Origin of the sequence: Methylobacterium sp. 275MFSha3.1 (assembly GCF_900108435.1) — a bacterium.
In the GTDB taxonomy this organism is placed as follows: domain Bacteria; phylum Pseudomonadota; class Alphaproteobacteria; order Rhizobiales; family Beijerinckiaceae; genus Methylobacterium.
The window spans coordinates 107,491-120,800 of sequence record NZ_FNWP01000018.1; the positions used below are offsets into that span (position 1 = coordinate 107,491).

Sequence of the window (13,310 nt, forward strand, 5' to 3'; positions counted from 1 at the left end):
AAGCGGGGGCTCCACCTGCGCCGATCCAGCAGAACCGCCGGGACGATCACCATGGCGAGCCCCGTCGAACATGCGAGCTTCCTGCCGCCGGTCCTGACCTTCCTCACGGCGGCCGTGATCGGCGTGCCGATCTTCCGGCTGATCGGGCAGAGCGCCGTGCTCGGCTACCTCGTGGCCGGCGTGCTGATCGGGCCCTCCGGCCTGTCGCTGATCGCCGAGCCCGACACGGCCGCGAGCGTCGCCGAGATCGGCGTGGTGCTCCTGCTCTTCATCGTCGGGCTGGAGCTGCACCTGTCGCAGCTCGTCTCGATGCGCCGCGACATCTTCGGCCTCGGCGCCGCGCAGCTCGTCGTCTGCGCGCTCGTGCTCGGCGGCGCCGGCCTCGTGGCGGGCCTCAGCTTCGGCGCCGCCGCGGTGATCGGCCTCGCGCTCGCCCTCTCGGCCACCGCGGTGGCCCTGCAGCTCCTGGAGGAGCGGGGCGATCTCGGCAGCGCCTACGGCGCGCGCGCCTTCGCGGTCCTGCTGTTCCAGGACCTGTCGGTGGTCGGCATCCTGGCGCTGATGCCGCTGCTGGCCTCGGCCGGCGAGGCGACCGACGTCTCCTGGCTCGGGGAGGCCGCGGTCTCCACCGGCAAGGCGCTCGCGGCGATCCTCGCGGTGGTGCTGGTCGGCCGCTACGGCCTGAACCCGTTCTTCCGGCTGCTCGCGGCGAGCGGCGCCCGGGAGGTGATGACCGCCGCGGCGCTCCTGGTGGTGCTCGGCACCGCGCTGCTCATGGAGCAGGTCGGCCTGTCGATGGCGATGGGCGCGTTCCTCGCCGGCATCCTGCTCGCCGAGTCGAACTTCCGCCACCAGCTGGAGGCCGACATCGAGCCGTTCCGCGGCATGCTGCTCGGCCTGTTCTTCATGAGCGTCGGCATGTCGATCGACGGCGCGCTCGTGCGCGAGGTCTGGCCGGCCCTGTTCGGTGCGACCCTGGCGGCGATCCTGGTCAAGGTCGCCATCGTGGCCGGCCTGTTCCGGCTGTTCGGCTCGGACACCCTCGGGGCCCTGCGGGGGGCCGCGGTCCTGGCGCCCGCGGGCGAGTTCGCCTTCGTGCTGCTGCCGCAGGCCCAGGATCTCGGCCTCACCGGCGTCACGGCGACGCGCTTCGCGGTGGCGCTCGCCGCGCTGACCATGCTGATCGGCCCCATCGCCGCCAAGGGTCTCGACAAGCTGATCGAGCGGCGCAACGCGCGCAGCACCTTCGCGCTGGAGGAGCCCTCCACCGAGCTGTCCGAGAGCGGCGACGCGCGGGTGCTGGTGATCGGCTTCGGCCGGTTCGGGCAGGTGCTGACGCACGTGCTGATGGCCGAGGGCATCCCGGTCACGGTGATCGACAAGGACGTGGAGCAGCTGCGCGCGGCCTCGCGCTTCGGCTTCCGCATCTACTACGGCGACGGCACGCGCCTCGACGTGCTCCGCGCCGCCGGGATCGGGCGGGTCGAGCTGGTCTGCATCTGCGTCGACGACCGGGAGGGCGCCCTCAAGATCGTCGACATCGTCCACGAGGAATTCTCGAGCGTGCGGACCTTCGTGCGGGCCTACGACCGCCTGCACGCGGTGGAGCTGATGAACCGGGACGTCGACTACCAGATCCGCGAGACCGCCGAATCCGCCCTCGCCTTCGGGCGGGCCGCCCTGGAGGGGCTCGGCCTGTCGCCGGAGGCCGCCACGGCCCGGACCGACGACGTGCGCAAGCGCGACATCGCGCGGCTGGTCCTGCAGCAGGCGGGCGCCCTGCCGGACGGGTCCAGCTGGATGCGCGGCGCCGCGGCCGGGCTGAAGCCCGAGCCGCTGACCGCCCCGGTCCGGCCGGCCCGGGCGCTCAGCACCGAGACCCGCGACCTCGTGGGCAGCGACCGGCGCGAGGCCGCCGAGCGGCTCCTGGAGAAGCCCGCCCTGGCCCCGCAGGAGACGGAGGCCGCCGAGGAGTCCGATCCAGAGGCCGAGCTCGAGGCGGAAGGCAGTGCCCGGGATGCGTGACGGGCGGGATGTCTGACATGTCCGACGGGCCGCCCCCGGCGGAGGCGGGCCGCTTCGTCACCGGCTCGATCCTCCGCCACGTCGTGGTGATGGCGGCCACCGGCTCGGTGGGGCTGATGGCGATCTTCGTCGTCGATCTCCTGTCGCTGCTCTACGTCTCGACGCTGGGCGACCCGAACCTCACGGCGGCGGTCGGCTTCGCCGGCATCGTCCAGTTCTTCGCCACGGCGGTGAATATCGGCCTGATGATCGCGGCCGGCGCCCTGGTCGGGAAGGCCGTCGGCGCGCGCGACCGCGCGGCGGCGCGGCGCCTCGCGACCTCGGCGCTGGTCCTCGGCAGCCTCGTGGCCGCCTTCATCGCGGGGCTGATCGCGCTGCTGGCCGGCCCGCTCCTGACCCTGATCGGCGCGCAGGGCGAGGCGCTGCGGGTGGCCGTCCTGTTCCTCTACATCACCCTGCCGTCGAACCTGCTGCTCGCCGCCGGCATGCTGTTCACCGGGCTGCTGCGCGCGGTCGGCGAGGCGCGGCAGGCGATGTCGGTCACCCTGTCCGGCGCCGTGATCACCGCGCTCCTCGATCCGCTGCTGATCTTCGGGGCCGGCCTCGGCGTCACGGGCGCGGCGATCACGGTCTGCGCGGCGCGTGCGACCTTCGTGGCGGTAGGCGTCCGCGGCGTCGCCCGGCACGGCCTCCTGGGCCGGCCGCGCCTGTCCGATCTGCCGGCCGACGCGGCCGCCCTGGCGGGTGTCGCGGGCCCGGCCGTGCTCACGAACCTCGCCCCCTCGGTGGCGAGCGCCTTCCTGGCGCGTCTGTTCGCCGGCTACGGAGCGGACGCGGTCGCGGCCGCGTCGGTGATCGACCGGCTGACGCCGGTGGCCTTCGGCGGCCTGTTCGCGCTGTCGGGAGCGATCGGCCCGATCCTGGCGCAGAACTGGGGCGCGGGCCTGTTCGACCGGATGCGCGGCGTGCTCGGCGCGGCGATCCGGGTGACTCTGGCCTACTGCGCCGCGGTCTGGCTCCTTCTGGCGCTGGCTCGGGGATGGCTCGCCGGCCTGTTCGGCCTGCAGGGGGTCGCGGCCGAACTGTTCGGCTTCTTCTGCCTCGTCGGCGGCGCGATCTGGTTCTTCAACGGGCTCCTGTTCCTCGGCAACGCCGCCTTCAACAATCTCGGCTTCCCGCTGCGCTCGACGCTGCTGAACTGGGGCCGGGCGACGCTCGGGACGATCCCGCCGGCCATGCTCGGCGCGTCGCTCTACGGCCCCCGCGGCGTGGTGGCTGGGATGGGGGTCGGCTCCCTGGTCTTCGGCGCGCTCGGCATCCTGCTCGCCCGCCGCACGGTCGACCGGCTGGAGGGGGTCGGCCCACGCCCGCCGGAGCCGGACGTCGCCGCCGAGGCGCCCCACCGGGCGGCGCCGCTGCCGCCGGGGCACGCTCATCCCGAGCCGCTGAGCTGAGACGGCGGCGCGGAGGCACAAGTTCCGCGGGTGGGAACTGGTATTTCCCCGCGCAAAGGGTCACGATGCCCTGTCCCGGGCGGTCCCGGCCGGGACAGGATTGAGGCGTCATGTTCAACCCGCTCGAGATGTTCCAGGCCCAGGGCGAGGCCGGGCTTCAGGCCATGGGCCAGCCGTTCGGCCTGACGACCGAGCAGACGGCCCGCGCCTTCGAGGCGCTGATGCCGGCCCTGACGCTCGGCCTCCAGCGCAGCGTCGGTCTGGACCCGACCGGCTTCGCGCGGATGTTCGGTCTGGAGGCCGCCAAGCCGGCGCCGGCGCAGGGGTTCGAGGCCCTCGGCCAGATGTTCGGCTCGGCGCAGCTGATGCAGGCGGTGCTGCGGCAGGCCTCGGCGACGAGCGGCGTCGGCGCGCAGGTCCTGCGCCAGATGCTGCCGATGATGGCGGGCGCCGTGGTGGCGAGCATCGTCCACGTCATGCTGAACCAGCCGCAGGCCGAGCCGGCGCGGCCGAGCGCGCCGCCGCCGCCCGTGCCGTTCCCGTTCGGCCCGGCCTGGGCCGAGATGGCCAGGGCGATGATGCCCGCCGTCGAGCCGCCGGCCCCGCCGCCGAAGCCTACCGTCAGGCCCGCCGCCAAGCCCACCGCCAATCCGCAGGCGAGCGCGGGCGAGGCCGGCTCCGACATGTTCCAGCAGATGCTGCGCACCGGGGCTGAGGTTCAGGGCAACAACATCCGGGCGATGCAGGAGCTGTTCGAGACCTTCTGGCCCACCTCCGGCACGCCGTCCGCGAGCGCCGTGCCTCCGGCGCCGTCGACCAACCCGGCCCGACCGGATCCGGCGCCGGCCGACCCCGCCGCCGGCAAGGGCCGGCGCGGCCGCCAGCCCGGCGGGACCGGTTGACGCAGGGACAGGGTCCGGTCGAGCGTTGACCCGACCGATCGGAGCGGCACCCTGCCGGCGAGGAGACCCGTCGATGAGCGATTACCTGACCGCCTGGGACGACCGCGCCGAGAGCCTCGGCGGGAACGGCGTCGCCAAGCGCACGATCCCGGGCTCGGGCGCCAGCCTCGTGCGCGTGGTCGTCCCGGCCGGCGTCTCGGCGCCGGCGCACAGCCACGATCACGAGCAGTTCGTGCAGGTGCTCTCGGGCTCGGGGATCCTGGAGACCGAGCGGGGCCGCGATCCGTTCTCGGCCGGCAGCGTGTTCCACTTCCCGGCCGGGGCGTGGCACGCGGCCGCGTTCGAGGCCGAGACGGTCCTGATCGAGACGAACCTCGCCCCGCGGGCCTGACGGCGCGACACGCCGTCCGGCCTCAGCCGCCCGTCGAGGCGTCGAACTGCGCCTCCAGACTGACGATGCGCGCCACCGTGTCCTGAGCGCAGCGGATCGCGCCCTCGGCGGTGAGCAGCTGCCCCTCTTGCGGATCGAAGACGATACCGTCCGACTGGGCCGCGCAGGCCGCGACAGCCATCCACGCCCCGACGCAAGCCGGGAGCGTGGCGAAGTAGAAGGCATAGACGCACGTCCACGGCCCGCCGAAGTCGATGTCGGTATAGGTGTCCGTCAGATCCGACAGCGGAATGATCTGGCATTCGAAGCCGGCTTCGCGGCGCCGCCAGGTCGCGGGCAGATGCCCTTGCGTGGCCGGCGGTATGCGCGCGGCGTCGAGTTTCGGATCGAACCCGTTTTCGTGGATGGCCGCCTGCCATTCCGCCACGCCGGGCATCGCGCCCGCGCAGAGCGCGTAGGCTTCCATGCTCATGGCAACCTCTCTCCGAGTAGGATCGCGGATATTGACAGTCCCTCGACCGAGTTTCCTGGTCTCAAGTGAACCTCCATGAGGGGAAAACTGTCATCCACGCCGACATCTCTGCGCAGCTCGCGCGCGCGAGCCGGCGTCTACTGCGCCGTGCCGGTCTTGATATCCCAGATCGCTCGAACCGCGGCAGCGCTGGTCCTGCCGTCGCGCGATGAAGGCCAGGCCGAGCCGAAGCTCAGTGATGGAATAATCCAGGACATCCGGCAGATCACAGTACCGCATCGCGTCTCTGATCCTCGAAACGTTCATGATTTATTCCATGACTTTTTTCCTTTTATCGAGCCGCTAGTGGCAGAGAAGGAAAATATGCCGGCAGCACTCTCGAGGTCGCCGCGGCAGGCTGCGACAAATTATTCTTGGCGCGCGAGCAAAATGCCTGTGCTTGGCCTGAGCCCTCGGCGCGTGTAGGAATCCCACCTTCAACGCCCGCCCGTGCACGCCGACGAAAGGCCGGGCATCGCCCCTACCAGAACAGAGGCAGACCATGAGCGCCGGTACCGCCGCCGACAAGCACTTCTCCAACAGCTTCTTCGCCGCCCCGCTGACGGAAGCCGACCCCGAGATCGCCGAGGCGGTGGCCAAGGAGCTCGGCCGCCAGCAGCACGAGATCGAGCTGATCGCCTCGGAGAACATCGTCTCCCGCGCCGTGCTGGAGGCTCAGGGCTCGGTGCTCACCAACAAGTACGCCGAGGGCTATCCGGGCCGGCGCTACTACGGCGGCTGCCAGTTCGTGGACATCGCCGAGGATCTCGCCATCGAGCGCGCCAAGCGCTTGTTCGACTGCGGCTTCGCCAACGTGCAGCCGAATTCCGGCTCCCAGGCCAACCAGGGCGTGTTCCTGGCGCTCATGCAGCCCGGCGATACCTTCCTGGGCCTCGACCTCGCCGCCGGCGGCCACCTGACGCACGGCGCCCCGCCGAACGTCTCGGGCAAGTGGTTCAAGCCGGTCTCCTACACGGTGCGCCGCGAGGACCAGCGGATCGACATGGAGCAGGTCGCCCAGCTCGCCCAGGAGCACAAGCCGAAGGTGATCATCGCCGGCGGCTCGGGCTACCCGCGCCACTGGGACTTCGCCAAGTTCCGCGAGATCGCCGACTCGGTCGGCGCCTACTTCATGGTCGACATGGCCCACTTCGCGGGCCTCGTGGCGGCCGGCGTCCACCCGTCGCCGTTCCCGCACGCCCACGTCGCCACCACGACGACCCACAAGACCCTCCGCGGCCCGCGCGGCGGCATGATCCTGACGAACGACGAGGCGCTCGCCAAGAAGTTCAACTCGGCGATCTTCCCCGGTCTCCAGGGCGGCCCGCTGATGCACGTCATCGCCGGCAAGGCGGTGGCCTTCGGCGAGGCGCTGAAGCCCGAGTTCAAGATCTACGCCCGCCAGGTGGTGGAGAACGCCCGGGCGCTCGCCGACACGCTGATCTCGGGCGGCTACGACATCACCTCGGGCGGCACCGACAACCACCTGATGCTGGTCGACCTCCAGCGGAAGGGCCTCACCGGCAAGGCCGCCGAGGCGGCCCTGTCGCGGGCGCACATCACCTGCAACAAGAACGGCGTCCCCTTCGACACGCAGAAGCCGACCATCACCTCGGGCATCCGGCTCGGCACCCCGGCCGGCACCTCGCGCGGCTTCGGCGTTGCCGAGTTCAAGCAGATCGGCGGCTTCATCGTCGAGGTGCTGGACGGGCTCGCCGCCAAGGGTGAGGCCGGCGACAGCGCGGTCGAGGCCGACGTCAAGACCCGCGTCCACGCGCTGACGGACCGGTTCCCGATCTACGGCTGAGGCAAGAGGGCCGCTTGAGCCGGGGCCGGTCTTCCGGGCCGGCCCGCGGTAGATTAGGAAACGGCCGCGGATCCGACCGGTCCGCGGCCGTTTCCATGCCCGAGTAGCGAGATCCATGCGCTGTCCCTACTGCGGCGGCTCCGAGACCCAGGTGAAGGACTCGCGGCCCTCCGAGGACGGCGCCGCGATCCGGCGCCGCCGGGTCTGCCCGGACTGCGCCGGCCGCTTCACCACCTTCGAGCGCGTGCAGCTCCGCGAGGTCGTGGTGCTCAAGCGCTCGGGCAAGCGCGTGCCGTTCGACCGCGACAAGCTCCAGCGCTCCATCGACGTGGCGCTGCGCAAGCGCGCCGTCGATCCGGAGCGGATCGAGCGGCTGGTCAGCGGCATCACCCGGCAGCTCGAGAGCGCCGGCGAGCCCGAGGTGACCTCCGAGGCGATCGGCGAGCTGGTGATGGCGGGGCTGAAGGGCCTCGACGACGTCGCCTACGTGCGCTTCGCCTCCGTCTACAAGAACTTCCGCGAGGCCCGGGACTTCGAGGAGCTGCTCGGCACGCTGAGCGACGGCACGCCGGTACCGGCGGCCGCGCCGGGTCCGGAGGGCGACCCGGAGCCCGAGGCGTCGGGGCGGCGCCGCGCCGGGCGTCCATGAGCGGTGACCCGAACTTCATGCGCCTCGCCCTGGCGCTGGGCCGACGCGGGCTCGGCACCACCTGGCCGAACCCGTCGGTCGGCGCCGTCGTGGTCGAGCCCGAAACCGGCCGCATCCTCGGGACGGCGGCCACGGCGCCGGGCGGGCGCCCGCACGGGGAACCCGTGGCGCTCGCCGCCGCCGGCGAGGCCGCCCGCGGCGCGACCCTCTACGTCACCCTGGAGCCCTGCTCCCATCACGGCCGCACGCCGCCCTGCACCGACGCGATCCTGGCCGCCGGGATCGCCCGGGTGGTCAGCGCCTTGGAGGATCCCGACCCGCGGGTGGCCGGGCGCGGCCACGATCTCCTTCGGCGGGGCGGCGTCGCGGTCGAGACCGGGCTGATGCGGGAGGAGGCGGCGCGCGACCATGTCGGCCACGTCACCCGGGTGACCCGCGGCCGCCCGGCCCTGCACCTCAAGCTCGCCCGCACCCGCGACGGCTTCTGCGCTTCCGCCGGGCCGGAGCGCCTGCGGATCACCGGGCCGGTGGCGGACGGGGCGGTCCACCTGTGGCGGGCCCACGCCGACGCGATCCTGATCGGCATCGGCACCGCCCGGGCCGACGACCCGTCGCTGACCGTGCGGCTGCCGGGCCTCGGCACGCGCTCGCCCCTGCGGGTCGTGCTCGACACGCATCTGCGGCTCTCCCCGGCAAGCGTCCTCGCCCGCACCGCCCGCGACACGCCGACTTTGGTGCTCACGACCCGCTCGGCCCCGGCCCACGCGCGGCGGGCCCTGGAGGCCCTCGGCGTCGAGGTCGCCACCGTAGCGGCGGACGCGGCCGGCGGGATCGACCTTCCGGCGGCCCTGGCGCGTCTCGGCGAGCGCGGCCTGACCCGCCTGTGCAGCGAGGGCGGCCCCCGCCTTGCGGAGGCGCTGGCTCGGGCCGATCTGATCGATGCCTGCACGCTGGTCACCGGGCCGGCGGAGCTGGGCGCAGCGGGCGGCCTGCCGGCCCTGGGCCCGGCCCTGGCGGAGGCCCTGGTGGGCGACCGGTTCCGGGAGGCCGAGCGGCTGCAGCTCGGGCCCGACACGGCCGTGACCTACGAACGCAACAGGACGTAAGCGATGTTCACGGGCTTGGTCAGCGCTATCGGCACGGTCGTCTCGGTCTCGGTCTCGGGCGACGGTGATCTGCGCCGGATCGCGATCCGCGCCGCCTACGATCCGGCGACGATCGCGCTCGGCGCCTCGATCGCCTGCGCCGGACCGTGCCTCACCGCCGTGTCGGTGGAGCCCGCCACGGGCGGCTGCGTCTTCGCGGTCGACGCCGCCGCCGAGACGCTGGCGCGCACCACCGTCGGCAGCTGGGTGGCGGGCACGCGGATCAACCTCGAACGCTCCCTGAAGGTCGGCGACGAGCTCGGCGGCCATCTCGTCACCGGTCACGTCGATGGCCTCGCCGAAATCGTGGAGCGCGTGAGCGTGACCGCCGATGCCTGGGGCGCCAGCGAGCGCTTCACCCTGCGGGCGCCGGCCGCCGTGAAGAGATTCATCGCCGAGAAGGGCTCGGTCTGCCTTGACGGCACCTCGCTCACCGTGAATGCGGTCGAGGATGACCTGTTCTCGGTGCTGCTGATCCCGCACACGCTCCAGGTCACCACCTGGGGCGAGCGGCGGCAGGGGGACCGGCTCAACCTGGAGGTCGACCTGATCGCCCGCTACGCCGCCCGGCTCGCCGAGGCGCGTGTCGGCTGAGCAAGCCTCCCGTCCTTGCGAGCGCGGCGAAGCAACCCAGCGACACGCCCCGTCTGGCAATCGCGCGCTGCCCTGGGTTGCTTCGCTGCGCTCGCGAAGACGGCGCGTCAGCGCGGCGGGATCGAGTAGGTGCCGGTGGCGTGGCAGACGAGGTCCGGGCTGCCGACGGCGGTGATCGACACCTCGCCGACGGCGAGGCGCCGGCCGAGCTTGAGCAGCCGGCATTCGGCCACGAGATCCCCCGTGGCGGGCTTGCGCAGGAAGTTGAAGGTGAGGCTCGTCGTCACCGCGAGCGCCACGGGACCGATATTGGCCAGGATCGCCGCGTAGAGGGCGTAGTCGGCCAGCGCCATCATGGCCGGCCCCGACACGGTCGCGCCGGGACGCAGGAAGCGCTCGTGGGCTTCGAGCCGCATCCGCGCCGAGAGCGGTCCCACGGCCTCGAGGTGGTAGGCGCGCCCGCCCGCCTGCATCTGCGGGAATTCGCGGTCGAGGAAGTCGCCGGTCTCGGCGAGGGTGAGGATCGTGGCGGTCATTGCCCCATGCAGCACGGCGGTACCGCCGAGGCAATCACGAGGCCTTCGGAACTGCCGTCCTCATCGGAAGGTCCCGGTCGATCGGCCGGTGCCGTCTTGGCGAGCGGCGCGAAGCGATCCAGTCGGCGCTACATTCACCGATGTCGCGCGACCCTGGGTCACTTCGCTGCGCTCGTGATGACGGAGGGCTGCCGCCATCGAGGGTTTCGGCCGGACGCCACATCAGGACGGGGAACCGGGCGGGAGGCGCCCTCCCGCCGTCCCGCTCAGAAGAAGATCGGCCGCGCGCTGGCGGTGATCTCGCCGAGCACCGCGCCGGTGGCCGGCTCGACCTCCTTGAGCACCACGTCGTAGCCCCAGAGGTCGGCGAGGTGCTGCAGCACCCGCTTGGCGTCGTCCTTCTGCAGGGTGATCTTGTTGATCGCCTTGTGGTGCAGGATCAGGCGCCGGTCGCCCTCCAGATCCACGTCCACCACCTCGATGTCGGGGTCGAGCCACGCCACGTCGTACTGCCGCGCGAAGGAGCGGCGCAGCTTGCGATAGCCGCGCTCGTCGTGGATCGCCTCCACCCGCAGCTCCGGCTCGTCGGGATCGTCGACCACGTGGAACAGGCGCAGGTCGCGCATCAGCTTGGGCGACAGGAACTGCTGGATGAAGCTCTCGTCCCGGTAATTCTCCCAGCAGTCGCGCAGGACCGCCATGGCGTCGCCGACCCCGGCGATGTCGGGGAACCACGCCCGATCCTCCTCGGTCGGCTGCTCGGCGATGCGGGCGATGTCCTGCATCATCGCGAAACCGATCGCGTAGGGATTGTGGCCGCCGTAGGAGCGGTCGTCGTAGTTCGGCTGCCGGATGACGTTGGTGTGCGACTGCAGGAACTCGAGATAGGCCGCCTCGGTGATCTGCCCGGATTCCGACAGGGCGTTCATGATCCGGTAGTGGCAGTAGGTCGCGCAGCCCTCGTTCATCACCTTGGTCTGGCGCTGCGGGTAGAAGTACTGGGCGACCAGGCGGACGATGCGCAGGATCTCGCGCTGCCAGGGGCGCAGGCGGGGCGCGGCCTTCTCCAGGAAATACAGGATGTTCTCCTGCGGCAGTTCGAGCAGCGCCTTGCGCCGCTCGGCGGCCGCGTCCGGACGCGCCGTGCCGATTTTCTGCGGCAGGGTGCGCCAGAGATCGTTGTAGATCTGCTCGCCGTGCTCGATCCGCTCGCGCTCGCGCCGCTGCTCGGAGGCGAGGTCCGGCCGCTTCTTGCGCGGGTAGCGGTGGACGCCCTGGCTCATCAGCGCGTGGGCGGCGTCGAGCACCTGCTCCACCGCCTGGTGGCCGTAGCGCTCCTCGCAGCGGGCGATGAAGCCCTTGGCGAAGTCGAGGTAGTCGAGGATGCCCTCGGCGTCGGTCCACTGCCGGAACAGGTAGTTGTTCTTGAAGAAGTGGTTGTGGCCGAAGGCGGCGTGCGCGATGACGAGCGTCTGCATCGTCGCCGTGTTCTCCTCCATGACGTAGGAGATGCACGGGTCCGAGTTGATGACGATCTCGTAGGCGAGCCCCATCAGGCCGCGCCGGTAGCCGGCTTCGTGCTGGGCGAAGTGCTTGCCGAACGACCAGTGCTTGTAGAACAGCGGCATGCCGATCGATGCGTAGGCGTCGAGCATCTGCTCGGCCGTGATGATCTCGATCTGGTTCGGGTACCACGACAGTCCGAGCTGCGGCCCGGCCACCGCCTCGCAGGCGTCGTGGATCCGCCGGATCGTGTCGAAATCCCAGTCGTTGCCGGTGAACAGCGGCTTCTGGTTGCCCGCGATGATCTGGGGCGTGCGTGCCTTGACGAGCGTCATGCGGCCTCCCGATCGGTCGATGCGTGCGACGGCATCACGCCTCCGCCTCGGCGCGGCCTTCCTTGCGCCCGAACAGCTCGCGGAAGACCGGGTAGATCTCCCGGCGGTGGTTGACCTTGCGCATGGCGATCGGGCCGCCGGCCTTGGCGATGGCCTCGTACGTCCGCCACAGGGTGGTGCGGTGCTCGACGAAGCCGGCGCGGGGACCGTTCTCGTCGCCCACCTCCAGATAGGCGAAGTGCTGGCAGGCCGGCAGGATGTGCGACCGCAGCAGCTCCGTGGAGGTCGGTCCGTCGGAGGAGACGTTGTCGCCGTCCGAGGCCTGGGCCGCGTAGATGTTCCAGTCGTTCGGGTCGTAGCGCTCGGCGATGACGCGCTTCATCTCCACGAGCGCCGACGAGACCAGGGTGCCGCCGGTCTCGCGGGAGCCGAAGAAGGTCTCCTCGTCCACCTCGGTCGCCCGGTCGGTGTGGCGGATGAACACGATCTCGACGTGGCGGTAGCGCCGCGTCAGGAAGATGTGCAGCAGGATGTAGAACCGCTTGGCGAGGTCCTTCATGTGCTCGGTCATCGAGCCGGACACGTCCATCAGGCAGAACATCACCGCCTGCGCGATCGGCCGCGGATAGGGTTCGAACCGGCGGAAGCGCAGGTCGATCGGGTCGACGTAGGGGATGCGCTTCGCGCGCTCGCGCAGCCGGAACAGCGCCTGCTCCAGGTCCGGCCGCTCCGGATGCCCCTCGGCGAGGGCGTCGAGCCGGGCCTCCAGGGCCGCCACCTCGTCGGGCTTCGGGCGCTTGAGGGCGATCCGCCGCGACATCGAGTTCCGCAGGGTGCGGGTGAGCGCGAGGTTCGCCGGCGAGCCGGTGACCGTGTAGCCCGCCCGGCGCAACCCTTCCGTCTCGACGATGGCGAGGCGACGCTTGGCGAGGTCCGGCAATTCCAGATCCTCGAGGAAGAGTTCCAGGAACTCCTCGCGGGTGAGCACGAAGCGGAACGCGTCCTCGCTGTTCTCGCCGCCCTCCCCGCCCTCGCCGGAGCCGCGACCACCGCCGCTGCCCGGCGGGCGCTCGATCGTGTCGCCCTCCACGTAGGTCTTGTTGCCGGGCAGGATGTGATCCTGCAGGCCGGTGCCGGGCTGGCGCGAGAATCGGGGCTCCCGGACGCCGTCCGCCGGCACGGTGACGCGGCCGTCCTTGCCGAGATCCTTGATGTCCTTCTCGCGGGCGGATTCTCGCACCGCGCGCTGGGCCACGTCCTTCACGCGCCGCAGGAAGCGCTGGCGGTTCGGGAGGCTCTTGCCGCCCGGGTTCAAACGTCGGTCGACGATGTGCATCCGCTGCGAAAACCCTCGTCCGCGTGCTCCGGCTGGGTCCGGACCCTTGTCGTACCATGCTGTCACCGGAGGGAAGGATCCCTCTTTGGCAGCAGGGCCGCGATCTTCGCCGGCCGGTCGTC

12 protein-coding genes are annotated in these 13,310 nt (G+C 71.6%); 8 read left to right on the forward strand and 4 right to left on the reverse strand.

The window, feature by feature from the left end; genetic code table 11:
- Positions 1-51: 51 nt before the first annotated feature.
- From BLW78_RS20965 to BLW78_RS20980, 4 genes are all read left to right on the forward strand, one after another.
- Complete coding sequence (locus tag BLW78_RS20965) at positions 52-2,025, forward strand: monovalent cation:proton antiporter-2 (CPA2) family protein (RefSeq protein WP_091681850.1); 1,974 nt, start codon at positions 52-54, stop codon at positions 2,023-2,025.
- Between the two features lie 17 nt (positions 2,026-2,042).
- Complete coding sequence (locus BLW78_RS20970) at positions 2,043-3,479, forward strand: MATE family efflux transporter (RefSeq protein ID WP_091681851.1); 1,437 nt, start codon at positions 2,043-2,045, stop codon at positions 3,477-3,479.
- 110 nt (positions 3,480-3,589) lie between these two features.
- Positions 3,590-4,381: a DUF937 domain-containing protein gene (locus tag BLW78_RS20975; RefSeq protein ID WP_091681853.1), complete on the forward strand. Its 792-nt coding sequence runs from the start codon at positions 3,590-3,592 to the stop codon at positions 4,379-4,381.
- A gap of 73 nt (positions 4,382-4,454) precedes the next feature.
- Positions 4,455-4,772 carry a cupin domain-containing protein gene (locus BLW78_RS20980; protein ID WP_091681854.1) on the forward strand — a complete coding sequence of 106 codons (318 nt, stop codon included), beginning with the start codon at positions 4,455-4,457 and terminating at the stop codon, positions 4,770-4,772.
- Positions 4,773-4,794: 22 nt separating this feature from the next.
- Here the strand turns inward: BLW78_RS20980 and BLW78_RS20985 are convergent, their stop codons facing one another.
- On the reverse strand, positions 4,795-5,244 hold the full coding sequence (locus tag BLW78_RS20985; protein WP_091681856.1) for a hypothetical protein: 450 nt from the start codon (positions 5,242-5,244) through the stop codon (positions 4,795-4,797).
- Between the two features lie 541 nt (positions 5,245-5,785).
- Here BLW78_RS20985 and glyA point away from each other — a divergent pair.
- From glyA to BLW78_RS21005, 4 genes are all read left to right on the forward strand, one after another.
- Entirely contained in the window at positions 5,786-7,090 is a 1,305-nt protein-coding gene (gene glyA / locus BLW78_RS20990) for a serine hydroxymethyltransferase (protein WP_012320887.1), read from the forward strand.
- A gap of 115 nt (positions 7,091-7,205) precedes the next feature.
- Positions 7,206-7,739: a transcriptional regulator NrdR gene (gene nrdR, locus BLW78_RS20995; RefSeq protein ID WP_056523583.1), complete on the forward strand. Its 534-nt coding sequence runs from the start codon at positions 7,206-7,208 to the stop codon at positions 7,737-7,739.
- Complete coding sequence (gene ribD, locus BLW78_RS21000; RefSeq protein ID WP_091681857.1) at positions 7,736-8,845, forward strand: bifunctional diaminohydroxyphosphoribosylaminopyrimidine deaminase/5-amino-6-(5-phosphoribosylamino)uracil reductase RibD; 1,110 nt, start codon at positions 7,736-7,738, stop codon at positions 8,843-8,845. The genes nrdR and ribD overlap by 4 nt, the downstream gene beginning before the upstream one ends.
- 3 nt (positions 8,846-8,848) lie before the next feature.
- Entirely contained in the window at positions 8,849-9,478 is a 630-nt protein-coding gene (locus BLW78_RS21005; protein WP_091681859.1) for a riboflavin synthase, read from the forward strand.
- Positions 9,479-9,585: 107 nt separating this feature from the next.
- On the opposite strand, the gene BLW78_RS21010 is transcribed toward BLW78_RS21005, so the two are convergent.
- The 3 genes from BLW78_RS21010 to BLW78_RS21020 form a co-directional block, all read right to left on the reverse strand.
- Positions 9,586-10,014 (reverse strand): PaaI family thioesterase, encoded by a 429-nt coding sequence (locus BLW78_RS21010; protein ID WP_091681860.1) that lies wholly within the window; start codon positions 10,012-10,014, stop codon positions 9,586-9,588.
- Positions 10,015-10,280: 266 nt separating this feature from the next.
- On the reverse strand, positions 10,281-11,852 hold the full coding sequence (locus BLW78_RS21015; RefSeq protein WP_091681862.1) for a SpoVR family protein: 1,572 nt from the start codon (positions 11,850-11,852) through the stop codon (positions 10,281-10,283).
- A 34-nt stretch (positions 11,853-11,886) separates the two neighbouring features.
- Positions 11,887-13,188 carry a YeaH/YhbH family protein gene (locus BLW78_RS21020; RefSeq protein ID WP_020093871.1) on the reverse strand — a complete coding sequence of 434 codons (1,302 nt, stop codon included), beginning with the start codon at positions 13,186-13,188 and terminating at the stop codon, positions 11,887-11,889.
- Between the last annotated feature and the right edge of the window lie 122 nt (positions 13,189-13,310).

What these genes read in the sequence shown, in the direction of transcription:
- glyA (WP_012320887.1), top strand. Translation starts at nt 5,786, where the DNA reads ATGAGCGCCGGTACCGCCGCCGACAAGCACTTCTCCAACAGCTTCTTC.
- BLW78_RS20970 (WP_091681851.1), top strand. Translation starts at nt 2,043, where the DNA reads ATGTCCGACGGGCCGCCCCCGGCGGAGGCGGGCCGCTTCGTCACCGGC.
- nrdR (WP_056523583.1), top strand. Translation starts at nt 7,206, where the DNA reads ATGCGCTGTCCCTACTGCGGCGGCTCCGAGACCCAGGTGAAGGACTCG.
- BLW78_RS21010 (WP_091681860.1), bottom strand. Translation starts at nt 10,014, where the DNA reads ATGACCGCCACGATCCTCACCCTCGCCGAGACCGGCGACTTCCTCGAC.
- BLW78_RS21015 (WP_091681862.1), bottom strand. Translation starts at nt 11,852, where the DNA reads ATGACGCTCGTCAAGGCACGCACGCCCCAGATCATCGCGGGCAACCAG.
- ribD (WP_091681857.1), top strand. Translation starts at nt 7,736, where the DNA reads ATGAGCGGTGACCCGAACTTCATGCGCCTCGCCCTGGCGCTGGGCCGA.
- BLW78_RS20965 (WP_091681850.1), top strand. Translation starts at nt 52, where the DNA reads ATGGCGAGCCCCGTCGAACATGCGAGCTTCCTGCCGCCGGTCCTGACC.
- BLW78_RS21005 (WP_091681859.1), top strand. Translation starts at nt 8,849, where the DNA reads ATGTTCACGGGCTTGGTCAGCGCTATCGGCACGGTCGTCTCGGTCTCG.
- BLW78_RS21020 (WP_020093871.1), bottom strand. Translation starts at nt 13,188, where the DNA reads ATGCACATCGTCGACCGACGTTTGAACCCGGGCGGCAAGAGCCTCCCG.
- BLW78_RS20975 (WP_091681853.1), top strand. Translation starts at nt 3,590, where the DNA reads ATGTTCAACCCGCTCGAGATGTTCCAGGCCCAGGGCGAGGCCGGGCTT.
- BLW78_RS20980 (WP_091681854.1), top strand. Translation starts at nt 4,455, where the DNA reads ATGAGCGATTACCTGACCGCCTGGGACGACCGCGCCGAGAGCCTCGGC.
- BLW78_RS20985 (WP_091681856.1), bottom strand. Translation starts at nt 5,244, where the DNA reads ATGAGCATGGAAGCCTACGCGCTCTGCGCGGGCGCGATGCCCGGCGTG.